Source organism: Streptomyces sp. TOM-9 (assembly GCF_056858595.1).
Window position 1 is genome coordinate 4239506 of sequence record NZ_JBXEQB010000001.1, and the last position, 25380, is coordinate 4264885.

The window sequence follows — 25380 nt, forward strand, 5'->3', positions numbered from 1 at the left end:
ACGCGGGGATTTCACCGACCCGCCCCCCGTCGCCGTGCCGCCGCCCTACGTTCGGGACCTGGGACGCGGACGTCAAGGAGTGAGCCTGGTGGTCGAATCCGTGCGGGTACCCATCCTCGCTTCGTGGGAACGCTGTCAGACCGCCGGCCTCGACCCCGAACGGCTCGAGGTCCCGTACACCGACGACGTCGACCCCACCGGGGCACTGGTCCGGGCCGCCGGTCCGGTCCTCGACCGGCTCGCCGGCACGCTCTCCGGCACCCGTACCGCCGTCCTGCTCACCGACGACCGGGGGCTGGTGATCGACCGCCGGGCAGCCGAGCCGCCGCTGCTGCCCGCCCTTGACCGGGTCCGGCTCGCCCCGGGCTTCAGCTACCACGAACTCGACGCCGGGACCAACGGCATCGGCACCGCCCTGGCCGCCCGGCACCCCGTCCGCGTCTCCGGCGAGGAGCACTTCTCCGCCGCCCTGCGCGGCTTCACCTGCTTCGGCGTGCCCGTCCGCCACCCCCTCAGCGGCCGGGTGGAGGGCGTGCTCGACCTCACCAGCCTGTACGGCGACGCGCACCCCCTCATGGCCGAACTCGCCCGCGGCTGCGCCCTCGCCATCGAGCAGCGGCTCCTGGAGGAGTGCGGCGAACGCGAACGCGCCCTGCTGCAGGGCTACCTGACCGCCGAGCACCGCGGCGCCGCGGCCGCCCCCCTGCGGCTCGACGGCGCCGGGCACATCCCCGGCGTCGGCCCCCCGGCCGGGCTCACCGACGGGGACGAGTCGGTGCTCGCCGAGACCGCGGCCGGGCTGATCGCCGCCGGCCGGCGGGAGGCGCTCGAACTCCCCCTCTCCCACGGCCGCACGGCCCATCTGCTGTGCCGGCCCCTCGCGGGCGGCTCCGTCGTGGAGGTCAGCGTGCCCGGCGACGCCGGCTCGCGCGGCGACGCCCCCGGCGCGGCCGCACGCCGCCCGCTGCTGGTCGGCGAGCCGGGGGTCGGCCGCCTGGCCGTCGCCGCGCGCCGCCGCCTGGAACTGCTCAGCGACGCCGCCCTGCGGATCGGCACCACGCTCGACGTCGCCCGCACCGCCCGCGAGATCGTCGAGGCCGCCGTACCCCGGTTCGCCGACCACGCGACCGTCGACCTGTACTGCCCCGTCCTGGACGGCACGGCCCCCGGTGCCCCCGGGGGCCCCGGGGCGGGGCTGCGCCGGGTGGCGGCGGACGGCGCGGCCCGCGGCCACGGCCCGTACGCCAGGGGCGAACCGATTCACCTCGTCCCGGACAGCCCCCAGGCCAGAGCGCTGTACGGCGGCTCCGCGGTCCGCGACACCGCCCCGGGCCCCGACGGCGAGCCGAGCGCCGTCATCGCCGTACCCCTGCGCGCCCGCGACACCCTGCTGGGCGTCGCCACCTTCCAACGCGCCGCGCGGACCGAACCGTTCGCCGAGGACGACCTCACCCTCGCCCGCGACCTCGCCGCCCGCGCCGCCGTCTGCATCGACAACGCGCGGCTCTTCACCCGCGAGCACCACCTCGCCCTCGAACTCCAGCGCAGCCTGCTCCCCCGCGGCGTACCGGAGCAGCACGCCGTGGACGTCGCCCACCGCTACCTCCCCGCGGCGCGCGGCCGGGTCGGCGGCGACTGGTTCGACGTCATCCCGCTCTCCGGCGCGCGGGTGGCCCTGGTCGTCGGTGACGTCGTCGGGCACGGGATCCACGCCGCCGCCGCCATGGGCAGGCTGCGCACCGCCGTGCACAACTTCTCCGCCCTCGACCTGCCCCCGGACGAGCTGCTGGGCCGCCTGGACGACCTCGTCGTCCGCCTCGACGACGAGAGCGGCGCCGGTCCCGGCCTCGCCGGCGCGACCTGCCTCTACGCGGTCTACGACCCGGTCGCACGGCGCTGCCAGCTGGCCCGGGCCGGTCATCCGCCACCCGCGCTGCTCGCCCCGGACGGCGAGGTGCGCTTCCCCGACCTGCCCTCCGGGCCGCCCCTGGGCCTGGGCGGACTCCCCTTCGAGGCCGCGGAGTTCGCGGTCCCCGAGGGCAGCGGCCTCGTCCTGTACACCGACGGCCTCATCGAGGGCCGCCACCTCGACCCGGACACCGGGATGCGCCGACTCGGCCGCGCCCTCACCGCCGTCCCGCGGGGCTGCCCGCCGGAGGAGGTCTGCGCGGCGCTCGAGGCCGCGCTGCGCCCCGCCCCCTCCGCCGACGACGTCGTCCTGCTCGTCGCCCGCACCCGGTCACTGGACGAGCGTCAGGTCGCCTGCTGGGACGTGCCCGACGACCCCGCGGCCGTCTCCGCGCTCCGCTCCGCGATCACCCGCCGGCTGCGCGCCTGGGGCCTCGACGAGCTCACCTTCACCACCGAGCTGATCGCCAGCGAGCTGATCACCAACGCCATCCGCCACGGCGCCGGCCCCGTGCAGGCCAGGCTGCTGCGCGACCGGGCGCTGGTCTTCGAGGTCGCCGACGCCAGCGGCACCTCCCCCCGGCTGCGCCGCGCGGCCACCACCGACGAGGGCGGCCGCGGGATCTTCCTCGTCGCCCAGCTCTGCCGCCGCTGGGGCACCCGCTACACCGAACGGGGCAAGGTCATCTGGACGGAGCAGCAACTGCCCGCGTGAAGCGCCCCCGACCGGCGGCCGCAGACGCCGGCACCCTCGGGCGCCGCCTCCGGCCTCGCCCTGATGGCCCCCCAGTCGCGCGAGGTCCCGCTCCCCATCCGCCCCGGGCGATGTCCACGAGGCGGGCTCCCGGCGCCGCCGCCCGTCCCACCCCCTGGGGCCGGTCACCACGGCGGGGACGCCCCTCGCCATACGGGTGAAGCGGCGGGACACGCTGGTTCCGGCTGTGCGCGGACGCGGTGTTGCCTACGGTGGAACCATGACCACGGCGGCAGACAGCAGCACGAACGCGAGCACGGACACCTACGACGTCATCGTCATCGGCGCGGGCCCCACCGGGGAGAACCTCGCCGACCGCACCAGGCAGGCCGGACTGACCACCGTGGTGGTCGAGGCGGAACTGGTCGGCGGCGAGTGCTCGTACTGGGCGTGCATCCCCAGCAAGGCGCTGCTGCGCCCGCAGGCCGCCCTGGACGCGGCGCGAGCGGTCGCGGGGGCACGGGAGGCGGCCGGCGGGCGGCTCGACGCCGCCGCGGTGCTGGCCCGCCGCGACTGGTGGACGGGGAACTGGAAGGACGACGGGGCGGTGGGCTGGCTGGACTCGGCCGGCATCGACCTCGTCCGGGGCCGCGGCCGGCTCGACGGCCCGCGCCGGGTCGTGGTCGACACCCCGGACGGCGGCGAGCGCGTCCTGGTCGCCCGGCACGCCGTGGCGGTCTGCACCGGTACCCGCGCGCAACTGCCCGACCTGCCCGGCATCGCCGACGACCACGTGTGGACCAGCCGCGACGCCACCAGTTCCCCCGAGGTGCCGGGGCGGCTCGCGGTGGTCGGCGGAGGCGTCGTCTGCGTCGAGATGGCGACCGCCTGGCGGTCGCTCGGCTCCGAGGTGACCGTGCTGGTCCGCGGCTCCGGGCTGCTGCCCCGCTGGGAGCCGTTCGTGGGCGAGCTCGTCGCGGACGGGATGCGCGCCGCCGGGGTGGACATCCGCACCGGCGTGTCGGTCACCGAACTGCGGAGGGCGTCGGAGTCCGGGCCGGTCACCCTGGTGCTCTCCGACGGGTCGGAACTCGTCACCGACGAGGCCCTGTTCGCCACCGGCCGCGTCCCGCACACCGACGCCCTGGGCCTGGAGACGGTCGGCCTGACCCCCGGGGCGTGGCTGGACGTCGACGACACCTGCCTGGTCAAGGGCGTCGAGGGCGGCTGGCTGTACTGCGCGGGGGACACCAACCACCGCGCCCTCCTCACCCACCAGGGCAAGTACCAGGGCCGTATCGCCGGCGCCGCCATCGCCGCCCGCGCCAAGGGGGAACCCCTGGACACCGCCCCCTGGGGCCGGCACGCGGCCACCGCCGACAACGTCGCCGTCCCCCAGGTCGTCTTCACCGAGCCCGAGGCCGCCGCCGTCGGCATCACCGCCGAGCAGGCCGAGCGGGAGGGCCGCCGCGTCAAGGTCGTGGACTACGACATCGGCAACGTCTCCGGAGCCGGGCTGTACGCCGACGGGTACAAGGGCAAGGCGCGTGCCGTCGTCGACCTGGACCGGGGTCACCTCGTCGGCGTCACCTTCGTCGGCCCGTCGGTCGGCGAACTGCTGCACTCCGCCACCATCGCCGTCGCCGGCGAGGTGCCGCTGGAACGGCTGTGGCACGCCGTACCGGCCTTCCCCACGATGAGCGAGGTGTGGCTGCGGCTGCTGGAGACCTACCGGGACGCGCCGGACGGCGAAGCCTGACGGAGACGGCGGCCCCGGGCGCCTGCCGATAGGATCGCGCCCTGCTCGTCGAGTCCAGGTCGAGGGGACAGTTGAGGTGGGGATTTTCCGGCGCGGGCCGAAGCGTGACCAGCGGGACGCACCCCGCGACCCCGAGTACGCCTTCTTCTCGGTGGACGAGGGCGCGCGCTTCCGCGCGATCGTGCGCGAGTCGTTCGCCGAACTCGGGCTGGAGGTCACGGTCTTCGCCGACATGGTGACCGACGACTCCGGCCGTCGCTTCGGGCTCGGCAACCTCGCCGCGCTGTGCCACAACGACCGGCGCGGCCCGCGCGTGTGGCCGCTGCTGGCGCGGGAGCACATCGGTGCGGTGCTGCGCACCCTCGACGGGCCCTCGCCGCTGGAGACCCTGCCCGCCGAGGAGATCCGCGAACGGCTCTACCCGCGTCTGGTCACCCCCGACGCCGTCGACCCGGAGACCTTCCGCTACGCCCGGATCGCCGCGCCCGGGCTGCTTGAGGTGCTCGCCCTGGACCTCCCGGAGAGCGTGATGACGCTCGCCGACCACGCCCTGGTCCCGCTCGGCGACGCCCGTGAGCTGCGCGGCCGCGCCCTGCTCAACCTGCGCGACCTGCCGGTGGAACGGCACGAGGTGGTCCGGCACGCCGACGTGCGCTTCGACGTCCTCGTCGGGGACTCCTTCTTCACCGCCGCCCGGGTGCTGGTCCTGGACGAGCTGGTGGAACGGGTCACCGGGGAGCCACTGACCGCCGACGGGGCGCTGGTGGCCATGCCGTTCCGGCACCAGCTGGCCTTCCACGCCATCCGTGACAGCGGCGTCATCCCGGCGCTCAACGGCATGGCGGGTTTCGCGGCGGCGGGCCACGAGGACGCGGTGGGCCCCATCAGCCCGTACGTCTACTGGTGGCGGGACGGCGTGCTGACCCAGCTCAGCCGGAAGGACGGCGACGGGCTGCTGATCACCGTCGGCGAGGAGTTCCAGGACGTCCTCGAACGTCTCGTGCCCGACCAGGCGGGCGAGGAGAGATGAACGACGGCCGGGCGGGCGGGACGACCGCCAGACCGCTGATAGGCGTGGGCTCCGAGGGGCCCACGCCCGACTACGCCGAAGTGTTCCCCGACACGCCGCACGGCACGGGCGGTGGCCCCGGCGACCCGCAGGAGCCGCCGCCGCGGGTACCGCACCCGGCGGGCGGGCGCCGCGGGGCGCGCGGCGGGGCGGCCCGCTCCCGGCGGCGCCTGCGGGCCGTCGTCACGGTGGCCGGGGCGGTCGCCGGCGTCGGTGTCCTGGCCCTGCTCGGGCACCTCGTCACCGGTCCGGGCGAGGCCGACCGTGCGCTGCCCGGTCCGAGCACCTCGCCGCCGCGGCTCACGCTGCCGAGCCTGCCGGACTCCGACGGCACCGCGGAGCCCTCGCGCGGCGCCCCGGTCCCGTCGGCGCGTACGGGCGCGGGCGAGGCCTCCCCGTCCGGCTCCGGTTCCGCGTCCGGCACCCTGCCGCGGGCCTCCGCCACGGGCACCGCGACCGCCCCGGGCGGGGCCACCGGCACCGCGACCGCCGGCTCCGGCGCGGTGCTCAAGCCCGGTTCGCGCGGCCCCGAGGTCCTGGCGCTGCAGCAGCGGCTCGCCCAGGTCCAGCTCTACGACGGTCCGGCCGACGGCAAGTACGACGGCGGCGTCAAGTACGCCGTCCAGCGGTACCAGATGGGCTACGGCGTCACGGGCGACACCTCCGGGTTCTACGGCCCCGCCACGCGCCGTTCGCTGGAGTCGGTCACCACGGCGCCCTGAGGCCGCAGCGGGTTCGGCAGCGGCAGGTAGCGGGCGGCGGCGCCGTCCGCGCCGGTCCAGCGCAGCAGCAGGTTGGTCTTCGCGGGGACGTACGGGGCGGCGAGCAGCTCCCGCACGGGCGCCGGGTCCCCCTGCCCGGCCGCCCACTCCGCGAGGAACGCCCGGGCCCGCGCCCACAGCACCGGCGTGAGCTCCGGGTGGCGTTCGGCGACGGCGCCCGCGATCTCCAGCAGGTTGTTGGTGACGAGGCAGTAGACCAGGCGTTCCCAGCCGTGGGCGGCGTCCACTCCGGGCCCGGGCGCGTCCGGACGTGCGTGGCGGCGGAGCAGCTCGTGGTGCCGCTCCTCGACCAGCTTGACGCCCTCGTGGTCGCGGAAGAGCGCCTGGCCGGGCACGCCGTCGGCGTCCACGGCGACGAGCACGTTCTGCAGGTGGCACTCCAGCACCGCCCCGTGCCGGAGGTACGCGTGCAGCACCGGCGGCACGACCTGCCGCAGGTACGCCTCCCACCAGGCCAGCGCGCCGTCCGCGGTCAGGCCCGGCGCGGCGAGCGGGCTGCCCTCGTACCCCTCGGCGACGGCGGCCGCGAGCAGCGGGGTCAGCCCGGGGCGCAGGTGCTCCCCGAAGCCGTCCCGGACGAGCACGGCCAGCCCCTCGAACGCGTCGAGGCCGCCCAGGTCGGCGGTCCGGTAGCCGCGGTCGGACAGGACGTCCGCCTCCGGGACCGCGCGCAGCACCTCGTCCACCGGCCCGAGCCAGCGCAGGTCGTGCCGCCACAGCCGGCGGATGTCGTTGGTGATCCGCACGTCGAGGCTGAACTTCAGGAAGAGGTCGGCGTCCGGCAGGTACACCGTCCGCAGGGACGCCGTCGGCACGGCCGGTACGGCGGTGTGCCCCAGGCGCAGCAGACGTCCGTCCCGGAACGCGGGGAGGTCGCCCAGCAGGGCCAGCTGCCAGGGGTGCGCGGGCAGGACCCGGTGGCCCTCGGGGACGTCCGGGTACAGCCGGTCGAGCACCGAGGTGTCGCCCTCACCGGCCAGCAGGTCCGCGCGGACCGCGAGCAGCGTGAGCGGGAAGCTCGTGTGCGCCTCCGGCGCGTAGGGCAGCCAGCTCTCCGGCGGGCCGCCGCCGCGGGTCTTGGGGGCGGGGTGGTGGCGGTGACCGGCCACCAGGGCCTGCTCGGAACGCAGGTACGGATCGGCGGGCGGCGGTGCGTGCTCGCGGGCCTCCAGCAGGGCGGCGAGCACGTCGCGGCTGTCGCCGATCTCGGCGGGCAGCCCGGTGCCCGCGACACCGGTGCGCGCGGTGAGCTCCGCGGCGGCGACGTCGACCAGCGCCTCCAGCGGGAGCGGCCGCCAGCCGTCCCCGGCGCGCAGCTCGGGCCCGGCGGGATGGCGCCCGGCCCGCACCCGCAGCAGCCGGCCGGTCGCGGGCAGCCGGTGGACCGGACGGCCCCCGTCCTCGCCCGCGGCCTCGGCCAGCTCGCGCAGCAGGCAGTTCAGCAGGGCCGTCGCGGAGAGCGCCTCGGCGCGGTCCCAGGCGTCACCCACGACGGCTCGTTCCCGCTGGTCGGTGCGCTGGTCGATGCACGGTCGGCCGCCTCCTCGTAGGGTAGGGACCCATCATGTACCCGCACTCGGCGGCTGCGACGCGGCGCCCCCTGGAGACGGCGTTCGCCACCGAGCTGGCGCCGCTCCGCCCTGACCTGCACGACGCGTACACCGCCGCGCTCCCCGGTGCCCGCGCCGCCGTCCTCGGCCGTCTGTGGCGTGCCCTGCTCCTGGAACCCCTGCCGGGCGTCGCCTCGCGCGGCCCGGACCGCGTGCTGTTCCTCGACGGCCGGGTGCTCACCGGGCCGCGGCGGCTGCCGCACGACCTGGGGTCGCCGAAGGACGAGCCCGCCCTGCTGCTGGACGGCCGGCCCCACGACCACCCGGCCGCCCTGGTGGAGGCCCTCGGGCTGCCGGGATCGGGCCTGCTGCGCGACGAACTCGACGACAGCGTCGCCTCGTTGGCCCTGTCCCGGGCGGGCGCCGCGGGCATGGCGGGCCACGGCGGCCGGCCGCCGACGCTCGCCTCCTTCGAGCAGGGCGTCGTCGACGGCCATCCCTACCACCCGTGCTGCCGCAGCCGTCCCGGCTTCTCCGTGGCCGAGCAACTGGCCTTCGGGCCCGAGCACCGGCCCGTCGTCGCCCTCGACCTCGTCGCCGTCCCGGCCGCCGGCTCCCTGGTCACGGGCGCCTGGCCGGACCGGTTCCGCGACGGCGACCGGCTCCTGCTGCCCGTCCACCCCTGGCAGACCCGGCACATCCTGCCAGCCCTGGGGCTGCGCCCGTACGCCGAGGCCGCGGTCCCCACCCGGCCGCTGATGTCGGTGCGCACCCTCGCCCCGCTCGACGGCGGGCCGCATCTGAAGACGGCGCTGAGCATGCGGATGACCTCGGCCGTCCGCGACATCTCGGCCCGCTCGGTGACCGACAGCGAGCCTCTGTCCGCGCTGCTGGACGAGCTGACCCTGCGGCTCGGCGGCGGCACGCTGCGCGTCACCCGCAACCTCGCGGCGGCCGCCGCGGTCGTCGGCGGTGAGGCCAGCCCCGACCTCGCGGCGCTGCTGCGGGAGTCCCCGTCCGCTTTCGCCGACCCGGCGGCCGGCGAGAGCGTGCTGCCCGTCGCCGCGCTCACCGGGCGGCCCGCCGACGGCGGACCGCCCCTGCTCCGCTCACTGCTCACGGCCGCGGGACCGGGCGCCCCGCAGGACGGCACCGCCTGGCTCACCGCCTTCGCCCGGCTCGCGCTGCCGGTCATGCTGCGGCTGCTGTCCCAGGGCGTCGCCCTGGAGGCGCACGGGCAGAACCTCCTGGTCATCCTCGACCGGCACGCCCGGCCGCTGCGGCTGGTCTACCGCGACCTGGCCGACGTCCGGATCAGCCCGGCCCGCCTCGCCCGGCACGGCGTCACCGTGCCCCCGCTCGGCCGGGGCCTGAGCGACGACCCCGCGGTCCTGCACGCCAAGCTCTACGGATCCCTGGTCGCCACCACGTTCGGCAGCCTCGTCTCCGCGCTCGGCGAGGCCCATCGCCCCACCGAGGCACGGCTGTGGGCCTCGGTGCGCACCGAGACCGCCCGCGCCTTCGACGCCCTTCCCGCCACGGCGGACACCCGCACCGACCGCGCGGCCCTGCTCTCCGCCCCCGAACTCCCCGTCAAGGCACTCACCTTGATGCGGCTGGAGACTTCCGCGAGCGGCGACCACTGGACGGGCCTGCCCAACCCCCTGCTCTGACGGCCCGAACCGGGAGCGTCGCCGAACAGCGGGAGCAGCGCACCGCTCCCCCTAGAGCGTGTCGTCAAAGTCCCGCCTGCCCAGCGGCGCCCGCCCTCCGGGCGGCCGGCGCTCCTTTGACGACAGGCTCTAGCGGGACGGCCCCGACGAGACGCCGCCGCCAGGCAGAAGGCCAGGACGGAGGCGCACGGGGCGACCAGCACACGGGGGCACCCTGCCGGGGCCACCAACGGCGACCACTGGACGGGCCTGCCCAACCCCCTGCTCTGACGGCCCGAACCGGGAGCGGGCACCGGGCCGGAGTCAGGCCCTCGGCCGGAGGGAGCCGTCGTCCAGGAGCCATTCGCGGTGCACGGCGCCGAGCGGGACGCGCTGCTCCATGAGCGGGGTGCCGAAGACGCCCAGGCGCAGTTGCAGCGCCCCGGTGAGGTCCACACCGCCGTACAGCCTCCAGGCCAGGGCCGCGGAGCCGGCGCTGCCCCGGGACGCGGCGCCGGCCGTGGCCTCACCGCGCAGGTAGGGCGCGAGGTCGGCGGTGACGCCCACCGCCCCGTACAGGCCGACGCTCGCCTCGGCGCCGACCGTGGCCTTGACCCGGCCGGTGGCGGTCAGCGCGGCGCGGACCGGGGTGCTCGTCATGTCGGCCGCGGTGACCGGCCGCCAGCCCGCGGTCCGTTCGTAGTCGCCGCCGAGGCGGAAGCCGCCCTTGAGGTCCTGCCGTACGTCGACGCTCACCGTGCCGTCCGCCTCGACCTGGAGGTAGCAGGTCAGGTCGAGGTTGACGACCACCGGGACCGGCCCGACCTGGATGACCGGGTCCGCGTGCAGCCTGGCGAAGGGCACCCGCAGCGGCCGGCCGCCGTCCGCGGAGACGGCGGCCCGGCCGCGCACCTCCCAGCCGGAGGTCCACCGTCCCGACAGGCCGAGGAACGCGGCGTCGGGCGAGAACGCCGGACCGCCGTCGTAGGAGAACTCGACCTCGGGAGCGACCTCGACGTAACCGGACACCCGCAGGCCCGCGGCGGGCACCCCGGCCTCCGCGCCGACGTCCACGCGCAGGCTGCCCAGGGGCAACCGGGCACCGCCCGGGCCGGTCGTACGGCCGCCCGCCGTGGCCCGGGAGACCTCGACGTCCGCCACCAGGGGCTCGACGTCCACGTCCGCGGGGTCGACCGGCACGGTGCCCTCGGCCTTGTCCCCGCCGAGCAGGGCGCTCATCGTGGCGGGCGCCGTCTCGACCCGGGTCCGTGCGCCGTCGCCGTCCAGGACGCGGGTGACCTCGGCCAGCAGCCCGTCGGGGGCTCCGGGGGCAGGACCGCTGGCGATCACGTCGCCGGTCCGCGGCGCCTCGGCGGCGGAGATGACGGCCCGCCGGGTCGTGCCGTCGTACGAGGCGACCTTGAGCGCCGCCCGCCGGGCGTGCCCGTCGCCGCCGGCCCGGGCGACGGCGGTCGAGGTGTTCGTGGGCGCCGCCTTGACGGTGAGGTCATGGGACGGCGCGGCCTGGACACCGGCCGCGGCCCGCGCGGTGGCGGACGGCGGCGCGGCCTGGGCGGGGGTGGCGGCCGAAGGGACGGCGGCGGCCGAACACCCGGCGAGCAGGAGGGAGACGGCCGCGGCGGCGGCTAAGCGGACGTGCCTGGAGGCGGATGCGCGCATGGAGGGTCCTCGGAGCGTGTGGTGGGGGGTACGCACGGCAGAGAGGGCGACCCGCGACTTACCGGCGGGTAACAACCGCCCCGAGCATCCCACGTGGCCCGGGCGCCCCGTGGCGGATCCACCACCGGCCCTGCCATGACCTCGGTCACACGGCACGCCCCCGCCCCCTCGCGGCCGTTGTCGGTCCCGCCCCCTACGGTGGCCGCCATGTCGCAACCGTCCGACGCCCCGCAGTCCTTCACGACGTTGTGGACCAACGACCTCTGCCGCCGGCTGACGCACGACGGCTACGCCGGACGCCCGCTCCGCGTCCTGTTCGGCGGCCCGCACCAGTCCCTGCCCAGCTTCCGGCTCGCGGGCGTACGGCCCGGCGACCGCGTCTTCCCGCTGCGCGTCCACCGGACCAGGCTCCATGTGCTGGGCCGCCTGGAGGTGGCGCGGATCATCCCGTACGAGGAGGCCGCGGACGAGCTGGCGAAGCTGCCCGACTGGTCGCCGCTGGAGGGCGGTTGCGTGTCCGAGGTGCTTCTCGGCCCGCCCGGCACCCCGCTCGACTTCGGCACCACCGTCCCCGGCGAGCTGCTGGAACGGCTCACCTACCGCTCGCGCCGCGCCGAACGCCGGCTGCGGTTCGTCGAGGACGGCCGTCTGATGCGGTCGGTCGGCCTCCAGGGCGTCTACCGGCTCGCACCCGGGTCGGCCGCCGAACTCGACCGCCTCGTCGACGCGGCCGCCGCACCCACCGCCGGTCCCACCGCCGGTCCCGCCGAGGTGACCGTCAGCCCCGGATGACGCCCGCCGCCCGCGCCGCCGCCAGCCACTGCGGGAACTCCTCCATCAGTGCCGCGTACAGCTCGGCGTCCGACGCCGCCGCGGGCTCCTCCCCGGCGGCGTGGAAACCGGCGTTGTCCACCACCCGCTTGGCAGGCACCGGGAGTTCGTCCAGCTTGCGCAGGAAGTCGAAGTCCTTGCCCTCCGGGTCCCCGAAGCCGACGAACTGCCAGAAGAGCGGCAACCCGGCCGCGGAGCACAGCAGCCGCTCGGCGGCCGTGCGTGAGGAAGGGCCGCCGTCCGTCTGGAAGATGACGAACGCGGGCTGCGTCGCGCCGGACGCCCGGTAGTGGTCGATCACCGCCTGCATCGCCAGGTGGTAGTTGGTGCGGCCCATGTGGCCGTAGCTGTCGTGGAGCGCGTTGATCCGCCCCTCGTAGCCGTCGAGGCCGATCTCGGCGACGCCGTCCACCTCGGTGGAGAAGAAGACGACCGGCACGACCCCGTCGTCGTCGAGGTTCGCCGCGAGCCCCAGGGCCTGCTCGGCCAGCCGCTGCACCGTGCCGTCCCGGTAGTGCCGCCGCATGCTGCCGGACCGGTCCAGCACCAGGTACACCGCGGCCCGTTCCCCCGCGACCCCGGCCTTCTCCAGCGACACCCGGGCACCCTTGTACAGGCTCACCAGCCCGGGCGCCGCCGCCTGCACCTTCTCCAGACCGATGGCCATCGCGCCCCGCCCCCTCACGCTCGCGCTTCCGCTTCCTCCCCGATCGTGCCACCTCCGCCCGCCCGGGGTCACCGGTCAGGTGACGCTCCACAGCCGCCGGTAGAAGGCGGTCCGCTCCGGGTCGGGGGCGATGCCGTACGCGTCCAGGAGCGCGTCCTCCCAGCCGGGGCCGTAGTTCCACTCGGTGCTCCAGGTGGCGACGGCCAGATCGGCCCAGCGGTCGGCCACCCCGAGGGCGCCCATGTCGACGTGGCCCGACCAGGTCCCGTCGTCCCCCAGCAGCGTGTTGGGCGCGCAGGGGTCGCCGTGGCACACCACGAGCCGCTCGACGGGCGGCGCCGGCGGCAGGTCCCCCGGCACGTCCCTGCCCGACCGCCGGGCGCGTTCCAGCCGGGTGCCGACGGACCAGTCGTACGGGCAGCGGTCCACGGGCAGCCGCTCGTGCAACGCACGCAGCCCGGCGCCCAGCGCACGCACCGCGGTGCCGGGATCCGCCGTCCAGCGCGGGCTGACGGCACTCTCCCCGGGCAGCCCGCGCGTCACCAGCCAGGCCCCGTCCCCGTCCGCCCCGTGCTCCAGGACGGGCGGCACGGGCGTGAAGCGGCCCGCCCACTCCAGACGCTCCGCCTCGGCCGCCAGATCCAGCCCCGAGCCCGCCGGCGCCCACTTGGCGAACAGCCGGTCCTCCCCCGCCCCCAGCCGGAACGTCACCCCGCCCGCCTCGTTCCGCCACACGGGCAGCGGCGTCCGCTCCCCCGCCAGCGCCCCGATCGGCGCGGGCACCTCCACCTCGCCGTCCGGCGGCCCCGAAATCCCCACCGCCGCATGTTCCCCCCGAACCCCGCCGAAGGCCAGCCCATTTCCCCCGGCCGGGGCGTACGGCAGAAGTGCCCTACGCGGCCCGGCGCGTGGTCGTCGGTCTCGACGAGGTGGCCAGTGCCGCCAGGCAGGCCGCCACCACCGGCACCGCGATCAGCAGGGCGGCCAGCAGCCCCCAGGGGACCACGATGAACACGTGCTCGGTGATCCGGGGCGCGGTGCCCTCGTCGAGCTGCCGTTGGTGGAAGGCCAGCATGATGCGCCGGTCGACCAGGCGAAGGCCGATGGCCGGGATGATCCCGGTCACGGCGCCCAGCACGACGCCGGTGGCGGCCACGACGGCGCATTGGAAGGCGCTGAGCAGTCGGCGGATCCCGGGCGGCGCGCCGACCGCGGCGAGGGTGGCCAGGTCGGTCTCGGCGTCGGCGCGTGCCAGGCCGGTCGCGGTTCCGGCGGCGCCGAGTGTGATGACCGCGGCGAAGATCCCCAGCGCCAGCGGCACGACGCCGGTCGGGTCGTCGGGGCCCTCCTCCAGATGGAACCGGACGTCGGCTCCGGTGTCGTCGAGGGCCTGCTGCGTCATCTGCCGCTGCGTGTCGGTCGGCGGGTGCGTGGTGGTGAAGTACGCGCCGAGCGGCACCGTCCCGACGTGCGCCGACCTGGCCGCCGCCCGGGGTACGACCACGTCGACGCCGTAGTTGCGCGGGCTGCCGGGAACCTGGTGGACGGGGAATTCGACGACCCTGCCCGGCGGCTCCTTCCCCCGCGCTTCGGCGGCGTTCGCCGCCAGGTCGTCGGTGACCAACCGGACGGCGACCCTGCCGTGGGTGTCGACGTTGCGGCGGTCGAGGGAGACGGCCCGCCCCTGCGCCAGGGCCGCCACCGCCCCGGGGTCGTCGACGCCGAGCACGGTCAGCAGTTTCGCGTCGCCGACCAGGACACCGCTGGGAGTGGTCATGCCCGCGCTGTCGTACGTGCAGCGCCAGTCATAGGCCAGCTTCCTGAGCTCGGCACGGGGCAGGGAGGACAGCGGGTTCGAGGGACCCATGTCGTACAGCGGGCACTCCTTGGCGGGAGGCCTCAGGACGTCCACGTGACCGCACATCCCGTCCTCGTCGCAGCCGGCACGGCCGGTGGACAACTGGTCCACGTCCGCCTCGACGCCGACGGGCAGGTGCCGGGCGACGGCGCTCCTGGCAGCCGGGGCGTCGCGGCCGCGGTCCTCGTCCACCGTCACCCAGACGGCTCCGGTGGGCAGCCAGGCCTCGTACTCCGCGCGCTCCTGGGCGGCCGTGCTGCCGGTGTAGGCCGCGACGGTCACGGTGCCGGCGACGGCGGCGAGCACGGCCGCGACGGCGGGGGCGGTACGCGCGCGATTGCGTGCGGCGTCCCGCAGCGCCAGGCGCGGCGACAGGCCCCACCGGCGCCCGAGCCGGCCGGCGACGCCCATGAACGTCGGGGTCATCGCGACGACGCCGGTCTCGGCGATGACACTGCCCACCGCGACGACGACCTTCCACTCGGTCCTCACCGCCCCGAACAGCGCGATCGCCGTCCCGAGCAGGAACGCGCCCAGTCCCGCGACGAGGAGCCGCCGTCCGGAACGCCGTACCCCCTTGCGACCGGTGAGCGCGGCGAGGACCGGCTGCCGCGCCGCCGCGGCGGCGGGCACGGCCGCGGCCACCAGACCCGCGAGCACGGCCAGGAGCGCGATGCCGAGCAGGTCGAGCGGGCGCAGGTCGAGACCTCCGAACCGCGCGCCGCCCCACTCCTCCAGCACGGGGCGCAGGGCCGCGGCCAGGCCGAGACCGAGGACGCTCCCCACCGCGGCCGCGACCACCCCGGTGACCAGACCGCCGCCGAGGACGACGGCCCTGATGTCCCTCGCCTCGCCGCCGCCCGCGCCGACGAGACCGAACTGCCGGCGTGAACGCTGGGCGCCGACGGCGAACGCGGCCCCGGTGAGCAGGCAGACCTCCGCGAGCGCCAGAGCGACGGCGGTCGCCGCCTGGGTGGCCCGCGGGGACACCGGCCGGGGCCTGGGCAGCTCCGGGTGCTCCCGGTACAGCGGCACGTCGGCGCGGGCCGGCGGATGCAGGGTGACGTCCCGCGAGAGCACCGTCACGCCCCGGGTGTTCGCCTCCTTCACCATGGCCCAGCCGTACCCGCCGGGCACCGCCACCAGGAGGGTCCCGGTCGGCGGTTCGAGCGGCGGCGTGCCGGCCGCCGCGAGCATCCGGCCGTAGGGCGCGAGCAGCGTTCCGGGCAGGGCGTTGACCTCGTCCGCGGTCAGGTCCCCGGGACGTTCGTAGGCGCCGACGATGCGGTAGGGGCGGGTGAGGTCCCGCACGGTGAGCCGTGAACCCACCCGCAGGCCGCTCACCTCCAGCAGGTGGGCGGTCACCGCGACCTCGTCGGGGCGGACCGGGTAGCGGCCCCGCTTGAGCGTGATGATGCCGCGGGTCATCGGGTCGGCGGTCCTGAGCTCGAGGACGTCCGCGTTCAACGTGCCATGTCCCGTGCGCACCTTGGCGACGCCGGTGATCTCTTCGAGCGTCCGGGCGTGCGCCGGCACGGCCCGCGCGAGGACGGGCGCGGCGACGGCCGGGGACGGTGCGCCGGCCGGCTCGTCGGCTGCGCCGCCCGTCGCCCCCTCGACAGGCGTGCGGTCCACAGCGACGTCGTCGGGGTCGGGCCCCTGGAGGACGGGGCCGAAGCGCGGGTAGCGGAGCTCGGCGTCCGCCTGGCCGAGGGTGCGGTCCAGTTGCTGCTCCGGCGAGAGCTGCGAGCTGCGCAGCGTCACGTCGGCGGCGGACGCGCCCAAGACGGGCAGGGCGAGCATGACGACGACGAGCAGGGTGCGGCCCGGGGTCCGCCGGGCGTCCCGGCCGGCGATCCGCAGCGCCGCCCGCCAGGCGTGGATCCGGGCGGTCACCGGCCTCCCGTCCCCTCCGTGAGCAGCGCCTCGGCGTACGTCCTCCTGGTCTCGTCGACGACGGTGCCGTCCCGCAGGAAGACCATCCGGTCCGCCCAGGCGGCGAGCCGCGGTTCGTGGGTCACCAGGACGCCGGCCGCTCCGGCGTCGCACCTCCTGCGGAGCAGGGCGAGGACGGAGTCCCCCGTCTCCGAGTCCAGCGCGCCCGTCGGCTCGTCGGCGAGCAGCAGACGGCGCTCCCCGACGAGCGCCCGGGCGATGGCGACGCGCTGCTGCTGGCCGCCGGACATCTCGTCCGGGAAGCGGTCCGCCAGGTGCTCCAGCCCGACGTCGCGCAGGGCGGCGACGGCCTCCTTGCGCGCCCGGCGCAGCGGGACGCCGTCCAGTTCGCGGGGGAGGGCGATGTTCTCGGCGGCCGTGAGGGCGGGGATGAGGTTGTAGTCCTGGAAGACGTAGCCGATACGGCGTCGGCGCAGTGCCGCGAGCTCCCTGGGGCCCGCTGTGGTGAGCTCGGTGTCCTCCACCGTCACGCTGCCGGACGTCGGTGCGTCCAGACCGCCCGCGATCGCCAGCAGGGTGGACTTGCCGGAGCCGGACGGTCCCATGACGGCGACGAGTTCGCCCGCGTGGACGTCGAGGTCGACACCGCGCAGGGCGTGCACCTCGGTGGCTCCGCTGCCGTGCGTCCGTGTCAGGTCGCGTATGCGCAGGAGGGGTTCGGTGGCGAGCAGGGACAAGGCGGTCCTCTTCGAAGGGCGTACGGGGCCCCGGGAGGCCGCGGGGGCATCCGGGGCGCGGTGGTCGGCGGCGGGGCTAGGCCGTGTCGTCAAAGGAGCGCCGGCCGCCCGGAGGGCGGGCCCAGCGGCGTCTGGTGCGGTGCATCGCAAGGCGGAGAGTCGTCCTCGTAGTGGGCTACTCGGACGATTCGACAACGCAGCGAGGTGCCGTGCCAGGCGCCGCTGGGCAGGCGGGACTTTGACGACACGGCCTAGGGGCGCGATGCGCGGCGGCGGCCGCCCCGGGGGGCGCCCCCGTCCGCGGCCTCCCGCCCGGGATCCGCATCCGCCTGCCGGGCCCGGGCGGCCGCCGCCACCCTGACCAGCCGCGCCTCGCAGTGGTCGAGCCAGCGCGCCTCGGCCTCGGTCTGGAAGATGAGCTGCTCCAGAACGAGCGCCCAGGCCACTTCCTCCGGCCGGTCCGACGGCGGCTCCGGGGTCCGGGCCTTGAGCCGGGTGTAGTCCTGCATCGCCCGCAGGGTGTGGCGCCGCTGCAGCTGGATGACGTCCCGGACGTCGACCCCCGGCGCGCTCACCGCCATGGCGAGCTTGATCGCGAGTTCGTCGCGGGGCGGGTTGCTGCGGTCGACGGGGCTGCGGTACCAGGAGCCGAGCTCCGCGTGACCCGCCTCGGTGATGCGGTAGAGCGCGTGGCCCGAGCCGTCCTCACCGTCCTGCGCGACCAGCCCGTCGCGCTCCAGCCGGTTCAAGGTCGTGTAGACCTGGCCGACGTTGAGGGACCAGGTCGCACCGGTGCGGCTCTCGAACTCGGCGCGCAGCCGGGCCCCGTAGCGAGGCCCGTGCTCCAGCAGGGCGAGCAGCCCGTGACGGATCGACATACCGAGTATATATACCAAGTATGTCGACCCCGCCAACGTCCGTCACGAGGGCGTGCCCTGCGAGGGTGTCCGCCTCCGCGAAACACAGGGCGCGCGAAGACACCTGCGCCGACGCAGGCGTATTCGCTGGCGAAGGCAGCGCATCATCGGGTAAGCAAGGAGCGGCGGCCCGGAATCGAGGGTCCGCCGGCGCGCCCTGGGTGCGCCGCAGCAGCAGCATGCGAAGGACGAACACCGTGGCATCTGGCGTCGTGAAGTGGTTCAACGCGGAGAAGGGCTTCGGCTTCATCGAGCAGGACGGGGGAGGGCCGGACGTGTTCGCCCACTACTCGAACATCGCCGGCAACGGCTACCGCGAGCTCACCGAGGGTGAGCACGTCACCTTCGACGTGACGCAGGGACAGAAGGGCCCGCAGGCGGAGAACATCGTCCGCGGCTGACGGGCACCTGCCCCGCGCACTGAGTCACCCCGCCTGCGGTGGTGCTGACGTCAGGCGCGACGGCCCGGCCGACCGGAACTCGGTCTGCCGGGCCGTGTCCGCCGGACCGTGTCCGCCGGGCATGTCAGCCGGGCGTGTCCGCCGGCCGGGAACGACTCAGGACACGCTCTTGTAGGCCTTCCAGCCCGTCGCGATCTTCACACGGGCGGCGAAGGTGCCCTTGCCGTAACCGGTCTGCCGGTAGAGGACGCCATCGGTGTCCCGGGCCACCAGGTCGGCCTTGCCGTCGCCCGTGATGTCACCGACGCCGACGACCGCGTTGTACGTGGTGCCCCAGTCCTTCGCGACCAGGACCCGGGCCTTGAACGCGCCCTTGCCGTCGCCCTCGTAGCGCCACAGCTCGTTGGACTTGTCCTGGGCCAGCAGATCGCCGAACCCGTCCCCGTTCAGATCGCCCGCGCCGATGAGCCTCTTGTACTCGTCCCACGACGCCCGGATCCGCTTGCCCGCCGCCAGTTTCCCACCGCTCGTCGCGGCGAACAGGTAGATGTCACCGTTGGAGGACTTGCGCGCGATCAGATCAGCACGGCCGTCGCCCGTCACGTCCCCCGGCGAGGTCAGCACGTTGTACTGCTGGAAGCCTGTGCCCAGGGAGGTGTACGGCGTCGACGTCGTGACCGCCTTGCCGCAGCCCGGCTTGTACGCCCGCAGGGTGCCGCTGCCGAAGCGCACGATCACGTCGTTGCACCGGTCACCGTTCACGTCGCCGTAGGGGACCGCGGTGATGGTGGCGGGCCACCCGGCGCCCGAGAGCGTGCCCGAGAACTTCCCGGTGCCGTTGCCCTTCTGGAAGGCGAGGGTGCCGGAGGAGGTGAGCGTCAGCAGCTCGCCGAAGCCGTCACCGCCCGCGAAGTCCCGTCGTACGGCCGCTCCACCGCTCAGCTTCACGCTTCCGGAGGTCGTCAGTGCCGCGCCGGCGCCGTCGGCGGGGACGGCACTGAGCGTCCAGGTGTAGGCGCCGTTGGGCAGCAGGGCACCCTTGGCGTCCCGGCCGTCCCAGACGGCACTGATCGTGGCCCGGGCCGCGCCCCCGCTCACCGTCCGCACGACCGCGCCGGTCGCCTTGCGCTTGAGCACCAGCTGCCACGACGCGGCGGGCTTGGACAGCCACCACTTCCCGCGCCAGCCCACGGGGGTGGAGTCGGTGTCGACGGTCGTGCCGACCTGCGCGTCCGGCACGCTCAACGCGGACGCGGGTACGGCGACGTCGAGCACGTGGACGTTCTGGGCGGTGTCGGTGTAGGCGATGTAGCCGGTGTACGGGTCCACCGACCAGGAGACGGAGTTGCCCGCGAGCGTCCGCTTCACCACGGTGCCGCTGTGGACGTCGTACAGGGTCAGGACACCGTCGCTCTCACGCGAGACGACGAAGCCGTCGCCGAGTCGTTGGACGCCCGTGGAGGGCAGCGCGACCTGCTTCTTGGTCACCGTGTTGTAGACGCCGCCCTTGACCGTGTCCCCGCTCCGGCACGCCCAGCGCACCCAGCGGCCCACCGCCGCCAGGGCCGCGGTGTCGGAGCATCCCGTCAGCGGGAAGCTGGTGATCCGTGCGCCGGTACGGAGGTCCTGGGCGGCCACACCCGTCGTCCCCGTCGGCGTCCACAGGGTGCGCCCCCACAGGGCCCAGCGCGACCCCTCCGGGAGCTTGCGCAGCACGCTCCCGGTGTCCAGGTCGGTGAAGTTGTAGTTGTCCTTGCCGTGCCGGTACCAGACGACCGCCGTCCGGCCGGAAGCGGCACTGAGTGCGACGTCCTCGGGGCCGGAGAAGCCGGTGTCGCGCTCGGTCACCGCGCTCGCCGGGCCGTCGCCCGTGGCGTAGAGGCTCTGCTCGTCGGCCTCGCCGGCGTTCGCGAAGCCGGTGTAGACGACGCGCCCGTCGCCGGTGGCCTTGATCAGCGGGCACCCGGTGGTGCAGTTGCTGTGCCGGCGCGCGACGGGGGCCACCTGCCGCCGCTCGCCGTACGTCACCTGGGCGGTGCCGCCGAGGTCACGGCTGTAGAAGGCCGTCAGGCCGTTGCCGTTCTCCAGCGTGACGAGCCGTCCGTTGGACACCGCCACCTGCTCGACGGCCATGGGCACGGGCGGCAGGTCGGTGATGCGCGTGGCCTTCGGACGCCCGTCGGCGTCGGCGGTGATCCTCCCGATCCCGTAGTCGGTGGCCGACTCGCCTCCCGCGAAGACCAGGCTCCCGTCCGGGGCCGGGACCGCCGTCGCGGACGCACGGGTGACCAGCGTGCGCTCCGCAGAGCCGTCGAAGGGCACGGCGGACAACCGCCACACGGCCGTGTTCGAGTCCGCCACGCCGTACTCCGGCACATGGCGCGCCACGACGAGGGCGTCCCCCACCGCGCCCAGGACCTTGGCGTCGTCGGACAGCGCGACGGTGTGCGCGGGAGCGTCCCAACTGCCGCGCGCGTAGGCCGCCACCGTGCCCGGCGCCCGGCTCAGGACGTACCGCGAATCGACCACCGAGGCCGAGTCGGCGACGCCTGCGGGAAGGAGGACGGCCTTGCCTGTGGCCACGTCGACCCAGGCGTAGGAGCCGGTGGAGGTGCCGGGGAGGGAGACGAACAGCAGGAATCCGTCGCTGGACCCGTGCGGGAAGTGGGGGAAGACCGCGCCTTCCGGAAGCCCGGTGACCGGGACGTCCACCGTGGTGCCGTGGTCGTCGTGCAGGAGGTGCAGTCCGGTGTGCTCCCCGTTGGTGTTCTGGCCGCTGATCACGGTCCGTCCGTACGTCTGCATGTAGTACTGCTCGCCGGGCACGGTGACGGTGTCCACGGTGCCGTCCGTCATGTCCCGCAGGACGACGTGGTGCTGGTATTCCAGGGCGACGACGTCCGAGGTGCCGGAGGTGCCGAACGAGGCCGGGCCGTGTCGTCCCGGGTCGTCCATCTGCACCCGGGTACCGTCGTTGCGGGTCCACCACAGGGCTCCGCGCGCCGAGACGGAGCGGTACTCGAGGAACCCGGAGACACCTGCGCTCTGCAGCGAGGCCCGCTGCGGCATCGAGCGGGGCTCGGCCGGGATGACCGTCTCCTGCGACGTCGCGGCCCGGGCCGGCGTCGGCGGCGGACCGTAGCCCACGGCAACCGCGCACGCCAGGGCGGCGGTCACGGCGGCGATACGGACGAGGGCACGTCTGGCCACCCGTTCCTCCTGGAAGTCACGAAGAAAGCGGAGCGGCACAGCGGCAGCCGTGCGCGGCGCTCCCGCGCCGCGCGATTCCCCAAGCCCCCCGGCTTGTACCCCCCACGCAATTGTCAAGGACCGTAACAGCCGCCCCAGCGGCCCCGGAAGCGGCGGCAGCACCCGAACGGGCCCGGCGGATGATGTTCACCCACCGGGCTCTTTCCGTTCCATCGGCGTCAGCCCTTCCGCCCCCGGCACGGCTCGCCGGGCGGGAACCCCACGACCCGAGGCCCGAACGCCGAGATCCCCGACCCGACGGTGACCGCCGGACCGGGATCTCATGTGTTGTGGACCTGGGGGGATTCTCTCTGCGCACCGGGATTCCCCCTGACTCCCCGCCCGTTCCGGCGCAAGAGTGGCACGGCCTCCGCGCTGGTGACCCGCTCGATGCGGAATCCCCGCTATTCGACTTCCGGCGGCACAGGAGTGGCCTGGTGGTAGTACATCCGCCACTCCGCTCCGCTGCTCCGCTGACGCCAGAGTGAGCTGCGACGCGCCCGCCGGCCGTTGATCGTCGTCTCGTACGTGAGGTGCACCAGTCCGGGAGCCAGGACGACTCCCGTGACGTCCGTGGGCTCGTAACGGGGACCGTCTTCGGAGCTGCCTTCCATGTCCGACAGCTCGGCCAGCATGTGCGCATAAGTCCATCGCCGGCCCGAGGAGCCGACCTCGACGAACTCAGGGTCGAGCAGTTGCCCGGTCAGGGACCGTGACGCCCGCACGCCGGGATCCATGAGACGCAGCTCGCCCGCTATCGCCTCGTTTATCGCCTCGTTCACCTCGTCCGGTTCATGGCTCACGCGCGCATCTTTGCTCAGGTAGGCAGGTGCCGCGCAACTGGTGTGCCGACTGAGCGTGGTCGAGGCGACGGTGGCTGCTGCACTTCGCTGCTGTACGGCATGACAAAGCCCCTGCCGGATCTCTCCGACAGGGGCTTCGAGCTGCTGTGGACCTGAGGGGATTCGAACCCCTGACCCCCTCGATGCGAACGAGGTGCGCTACCGGACTGCGCCACAGGCCCTTGCAACGAGGAAAACTCTAGCATCCCGGCGGGGGTGCTCCGCGCCCCCGGCGCCGGGAGGTCATTCGTTGGCGGCGCGGGGGCGGTCGCGGTCGGCGTGCTGGTCGAACAGGGGGGTGCGGGAGCGGTCGCGGGAGCGGCGCGGGGTGACCGGGGCGGTGGAGAAGCTCGGCCGCGGGGCCGGGACTTCCCAGGTGTCCTCGGTGGGGACGCGCTGCTGGTCGACCCACTCGGCGTGGTCGGTCTGCTCCACGAGGGCGCGCCGGTCGGCCGTCGCGGGCTCCTCTGCGGGCGGTGCGGGCTCGACCACGTCGTGCGCTTCGAGGGGGGCGGGCTCGCGGGTCGTACGGGCCTCACGCAGCCGTTTGGCGGCGTCGGCGGCGCGGCGCTGGTCGAGCTTGACCACGAAGCGGCGGCGTTCCTGGGCGCGCAGGTAGGCGATGTAGAACGTGAGGAGCACGGCGGGCGCGGCCGGGGCCCAGAGGAAGGAGACGCCGCCGACGGCGGCGACGATCATGCCCGCGGTGAAGCCCAGGAAGAGCAGCGTGATGGTGCGGCGGCGGGCGGCGAGCACCTTGGCCCGCGGATTGGGCTTCTTCGACTTCCCGGGCTTCGCCTGGCCGCCCTGCTTCGCCGGCTTCCCCGACGCGCCCGCCTGACCGCCCTGCCGGGACTTCGGCTTCACTTCCGTCGCGGGCACGGCAAGGGCCCGGACGTCGACCGCGGGCTCCGCCTCGGCCTCCGACTCCGGGTCCTCCGTCTTGGCGTACCTGCGCTCCAGTGCCGCACGTCCGGACAACAGCCGGATGGCGGTGCTGAAGCGTTCCGTCGGGCGCGCTTCGTTGAGCTCGTCCTGCCTACGGAGCCACATCGGCACCAAGTAGGCAGCCCAGGCCCCGACGATGACTGCGTAGATGAGGCCGCTGCTGCTCACGCATCACACGGTAGGGGGGTTCGCGACAGGGCATACGCAATTTGGCGCGGTGTGTCGCACGATCTGGCTGATACTCCGAAATTTTTTTCTGATTGCGTTCAAGTCGGAGTCGGATCCGCGGCTATTTTCGAACAGATATTTTATTTGTGAGCCGTGCCAGGTCGGGCCTGGTGCCAGCGGTGGAGCATTCCCTCCGGCACCTCCTCCGCCGTCAACGCGAAGACCAGATGGTCACGCCAGGCTCCGTCGATATGGAGATAGCGGGGGCGCAGCCCTTCCTCGCGGAAGCCGAGTTTCTCCACCACCCGCCGGCTCGGCATGTTCTCCGGCCGGATGCAGACCTCGATGCGGTGCAGTCCCACCGCGCGGAAGCAGTGGTCGACGGCGAGCGCGACCGCGGTGGGCATGACCCCGCGGCCGGCCACGGCCTCGTCGACCCAGTAGCCGACGTGGGCGCTGCACATGGAGCCCCAGGTGATGCCGGCGACGGTGAGCTGTCCGGCGAGCCGGCCCTGGTACTCGATGACAAACGGCATCATGCGGCCCGCGGCGGCCTCGTGGCGCAGATGGCGGACCATCTGCCGGTAGGTGGGCCGCTGGGTGAGGTGGCCGGGGGGCGCCGGGGGCACGGTGGCCTCCCATGGGCGCAGCCATTCGCGGTTGCGCCGGTTCACCTCGCGCCAGGCCCGCTGGTCGCGCATCCTTATCGGGCGGAGGAGGACGTCCCCGTCCGCCAGCTCGGCCGGCCAGGACCCGTTCAGCTCGGTCTCCCAGACGTAGGGTGGTCGCCGCCGTGGATCTGCTCGACGGCGTGGACGAGGATCGGGGCCAGCACGGCCAGGCCGTCCTTGACGCCGCCGGTCGACCCGGGGAGGTTCACCACCAGGGTGCGCCCGGCGACACCGCAGACGCCACGGGACAGGGCGGCGGTGGGCACCTTCTCGCGGCCCGCGGCCCGGATGGCCTCGGCGACGCCGGGGACCTCGTAGTCCAGGACCGCGCGGGTGACCTCCGGGGTGCGGTCGGTGGGCGAGATGCCGGTGCCGCCGGTGGTGACGACGACGTCGTACCCCCCGGCCACGGCTTCCCGCAGCGCGCTGCCGACCGGCTCGCCGTCCGGGACGACGCGCGGGCCGTCGACCGTGAAGCCCATGTCCCGCAGCCCGGCGACGATCAGCGGGCCGCCCCGGTCCTCGTAGACCCCGGCGGCCGCGCGGTTGGACGCGGTGATCGCGAGCGCCCTCATCGGCTGCGGCTCCAGTCCCCGGACTTGCCGCCGGTCTTCTCCTCGACCCGTACGTCCGTGATGACCGCGGCCTTGTCGACGGCCTTGACCATGTCGACGACCGTGAGCGCGGCGACGCTCACCGCCGTGAGGGCCTCCATCTCGACGCCGGTGCGGTCGGTCGTCCGCACGGTGGCCGTGATGTCCACGGAGGAGTCGCCCACGACCAGGTCGACCTTCACCCCGGAGACCGCCAGCGGGTGGCAGAGCGGGATGAGGTCGGGGGTGCGCTTGGCGCCCATGATCCCGGCGATGCGCGCGGTGGCGAGGGCGTCGCCCTTGGGCACCCCCTCGCCGCGCAGCAGCTCGATGACGTGGGGCGACACCAGGACCCGGCCGGTGGCGCGGGCGGTACGGGCGGTGACGTCCTTCTCCGAGACGTCGACCATGCGGGCCGCCCCCGCCTCGTCGATGTGCGTCAGATGCTGCTGTTCTGTCATCGGTACGGCACTCCCACTGCTCGCCGCGTGCTCGCGTGGGCAGTAAC

Annotated in this window: 20 protein-coding genes and 1 tRNA gene; 7 read left to right on the top strand and 14 right to left on the bottom strand. The window is 74.9% G+C overall.

Going from position 1 to position 25380, the window contains the following annotated elements:
• The first annotated feature begins 88 nt into the window (after nt 1–88).
• From AC1VWI_RS19595 to AC1VWI_RS19610, 4 genes are all read left to right on the top strand, one after another.
• Nucleotides 89–2623: a SpoIIE family protein phosphatase gene (locus tag AC1VWI_RS19595; RefSeq protein WP_499512310.1), complete on the top strand. Its 2535-nt coding sequence runs from the start codon at nt 89–91 to the stop codon at nt 2621–2623.
• Nucleotides 2624–2882: 259 nt separating this feature from the next.
• Nucleotides 2883–4361, top strand: coding sequence for a dihydrolipoyl dehydrogenase family protein (locus AC1VWI_RS19600; RefSeq protein ID WP_499512311.1), 1479 nt, complete (start codon nt 2883–2885; stop codon nt 4359–4361).
• Nucleotides 4362–4437: 76 nt separating this feature from the next.
• A complete protein-coding gene (locus tag AC1VWI_RS19605) occupies nt 4438–5391 on the top strand; it encodes a hypothetical protein (RefSeq protein ID WP_499512312.1) in 954 nt (317 codons plus the stop codon).
• Nucleotides 5388–6152, top strand: coding sequence for a peptidoglycan-binding domain-containing protein (locus tag AC1VWI_RS19610; RefSeq protein ID WP_499512313.1), 765 nt, complete (start codon nt 5388–5390; stop codon nt 6150–6152). Before AC1VWI_RS19605 ends, AC1VWI_RS19610 begins: the two co-directional genes overlap by 4 nt.
• On the opposite strand, the gene AC1VWI_RS19615 is transcribed toward AC1VWI_RS19610, so the two are convergent.
• Nucleotides 6101–7702, bottom strand: a complete 1602-nt coding sequence (locus AC1VWI_RS19615) for an IucA/IucC family protein (protein ID WP_499512314.1) — start codon at nt 7700–7702, stop codon at nt 6101–6103. The genes AC1VWI_RS19610 and AC1VWI_RS19615 overlap by 52 nt on opposite strands.
• Before the next feature lie 74 nt (nt 7703–7776).
• Between AC1VWI_RS19615 and AC1VWI_RS19620 the strand changes: the two genes are divergently transcribed.
• Nucleotides 7777–9435 (top strand): IucA/IucC family protein, encoded by a 1659-nt coding sequence (locus tag AC1VWI_RS19620; protein WP_499512315.1) that lies wholly within the window; start codon nt 7777–7779, stop codon nt 9433–9435.
• 303 nt (nt 9436–9738) lie between these two features.
• On the opposite strand, the gene AC1VWI_RS19625 is transcribed toward AC1VWI_RS19620, so the two are convergent.
• Complete coding sequence (locus tag AC1VWI_RS19625; RefSeq protein ID WP_499512316.1) at nt 9739–11094, bottom strand: hypothetical protein; 1356 nt, start codon at nt 11092–11094, stop codon at nt 9739–9741.
• A gap of 207 nt (nt 11095–11301) precedes the next feature.
• Here AC1VWI_RS19625 and AC1VWI_RS19630 point away from each other — a divergent pair, with 207 nt between their 5' ends.
• The gene (locus tag AC1VWI_RS19630) at nt 11302–11886 is read left to right on the top strand and encodes a hypothetical protein (protein WP_499512317.1); all 585 of its coding nucleotides are present in this window, start codon (nt 11302–11304) and stop codon (nt 11884–11886) included.
• Here AC1VWI_RS19630 and AC1VWI_RS19635 read toward each other — a convergent pair.
• The 5 genes from AC1VWI_RS19635 to AC1VWI_RS19655 form a co-directional block, all read right to left on the bottom strand.
• Complete coding sequence (locus tag AC1VWI_RS19635) at nt 11873–12592, bottom strand: vWA domain-containing protein (protein ID WP_499512318.1); 720 nt, start codon at nt 12590–12592, stop codon at nt 11873–11875. The two genes, AC1VWI_RS19630 and AC1VWI_RS19635, sit on opposite strands and share 14 nt — an antisense overlap.
• Before the next feature lie 75 nt (nt 12593–12667).
• Nucleotides 12668–13411, bottom strand: coding sequence for an aminoglycoside 3'-phosphotransferase (locus AC1VWI_RS19640; RefSeq protein ID WP_499512319.1), 744 nt, complete (start codon nt 13409–13411; stop codon nt 12668–12670).
• Nucleotides 13412–13484: 73 nt separating this feature from the next.
• Nucleotides 13485–16346, bottom strand: a complete 2862-nt coding sequence (locus tag AC1VWI_RS19645; protein WP_499512320.1) for an FtsX-like permease family protein — start codon at nt 16344–16346, stop codon at nt 13485–13487.
• A complete protein-coding gene (locus tag AC1VWI_RS19650; protein ID WP_499512321.1) occupies nt 16343–17083 on the bottom strand; it encodes an ABC transporter ATP-binding protein in 741 nt (246 codons plus the stop codon). The genes AC1VWI_RS19645 and AC1VWI_RS19650 overlap by 4 nt, the downstream gene beginning before the upstream one ends.
• 251 nt (nt 17084–17334) lie before the next feature.
• The gene (locus tag AC1VWI_RS19655) at nt 17335–17961 is read right to left on the bottom strand and encodes a PadR family transcriptional regulator (protein WP_499512322.1); all 627 of its coding nucleotides are present in this window, start codon (nt 17959–17961) and stop codon (nt 17335–17337) included.
• 236 nt (nt 17962–18197) lie between these two features.
• Here AC1VWI_RS19655 and AC1VWI_RS19660 point away from each other — a divergent pair, with 236 nt between their 5' ends.
• The gene (locus tag AC1VWI_RS19660; protein ID WP_499512323.1) at nt 18198–18401 is read left to right on the top strand and encodes a cold-shock protein; all 204 of its coding nucleotides are present in this window, start codon (nt 18198–18200) and stop codon (nt 18399–18401) included.
• Between the two features lie 156 nt (nt 18402–18557).
• On the opposite strand, the gene AC1VWI_RS19665 is transcribed toward AC1VWI_RS19660, so the two are convergent.
• The 7 genes from AC1VWI_RS19665 to moaC all read right to left on the bottom strand — a co-directional run bounded on the left by AC1VWI_RS19665 (nt 18558) and on the right by moaC (nt 25333).
• A complete protein-coding gene (locus tag AC1VWI_RS19665) occupies nt 18558–21611 on the bottom strand; it encodes an FG-GAP-like repeat-containing protein (protein WP_499512324.1) in 3054 nt (1017 codons plus the stop codon).
• A gap of 443 nt (nt 21612–22054) precedes the next feature.
• The gene (locus AC1VWI_RS19670) at nt 22055–22387 is read right to left on the bottom strand and encodes a nuclear transport factor 2 family protein (protein WP_499516860.1); all 333 of its coding nucleotides are present in this window, start codon (nt 22385–22387) and stop codon (nt 22055–22057) included.
• Nucleotides 22388–22600: 213 nt separating this feature from the next.
• Nucleotides 22601–22674 (bottom strand) — tRNA-Ala (locus tag AC1VWI_RS19675).
• A 61-nt stretch (nt 22675–22735) separates the two neighbouring features.
• Nucleotides 22736–23608 (bottom strand): divisome protein SepX/GlpR, encoded by an 873-nt coding sequence (gene sepX / locus AC1VWI_RS19680; protein WP_499512325.1) that lies wholly within the window; start codon nt 23606–23608, stop codon nt 22736–22738.
• 140 nt (nt 23609–23748) lie between these two features.
• Nucleotides 23749–24369: a GNAT family N-acetyltransferase gene (locus AC1VWI_RS19685; protein WP_499516861.1), complete on the bottom strand. Its 621-nt coding sequence runs from the start codon at nt 24367–24369 to the stop codon at nt 23749–23751.
• Nucleotides 24366–24854, bottom strand: a complete 489-nt coding sequence (locus AC1VWI_RS19690) for a MogA/MoaB family molybdenum cofactor biosynthesis protein (protein WP_499512326.1) — start codon at nt 24852–24854, stop codon at nt 24366–24368. Before AC1VWI_RS19690 ends, AC1VWI_RS19685 begins: the two co-directional genes overlap by 4 nt.
• On the bottom strand, nt 24851–25333 hold the full coding sequence (moaC, locus tag AC1VWI_RS19695) for a cyclic pyranopterin monophosphate synthase MoaC (RefSeq protein WP_499512327.1): 483 nt from the start codon (nt 25331–25333) through the stop codon (nt 24851–24853). Before moaC ends, AC1VWI_RS19690 begins: the two co-directional genes overlap by 4 nt.
• Between the last annotated feature and the right edge of the window lie 47 nt (nt 25334–25380).

Coding starts and splice junctions, on each gene's coding strand:
- moaC (WP_499512327.1), bottom strand. CDS start 25,333: ATGACAGAACAGCAGCATCTGACGCACATCGACGAGGCGGGGGCGGCC.
- AC1VWI_RS19625 (WP_499512316.1), bottom strand. CDS start 11,094: ATGCGCGCATCCGCCTCCAGGCACGTCCGCTTAGCCGCCGCCGCGGCC.
- AC1VWI_RS19630 (WP_499512317.1), top strand. CDS start 11,302: ATGTCGCAACCGTCCGACGCCCCGCAGTCCTTCACGACGTTGTGGACC.
- AC1VWI_RS19670 (WP_499516860.1), bottom strand. CDS start 22,387: ATGGATCCCGGCGTGCGGGCGTCACGGTCCCTGACCGGGCAACTGCTC.
- AC1VWI_RS19635 (WP_499512318.1), bottom strand. CDS start 12,592: ATGGCCATCGGTCTGGAGAAGGTGCAGGCGGCGGCGCCCGGGCTGGTG.
- AC1VWI_RS19600 (WP_499512311.1), top strand. CDS start 2,883: ATGACCACGGCGGCAGACAGCAGCACGAACGCGAGCACGGACACCTAC.
- AC1VWI_RS19610 (WP_499512313.1), top strand. CDS start 5,388: ATGAACGACGGCCGGGCGGGCGGGACGACCGCCAGACCGCTGATAGGC.
- AC1VWI_RS19655 (WP_499512322.1), bottom strand. CDS start 17,961: ATGTCGATCCGTCACGGGCTGCTCGCCCTGCTGGAGCACGGGCCTCGC.
- AC1VWI_RS19690 (WP_499512326.1), bottom strand. CDS start 24,854: ATGAGGGCGCTCGCGATCACCGCGTCCAACCGCGCGGCCGCCGGGGTC.
- AC1VWI_RS19620 (WP_499512315.1), top strand. CDS start 7,777: ATGTACCCGCACTCGGCGGCTGCGACGCGGCGCCCCCTGGAGACGGCG.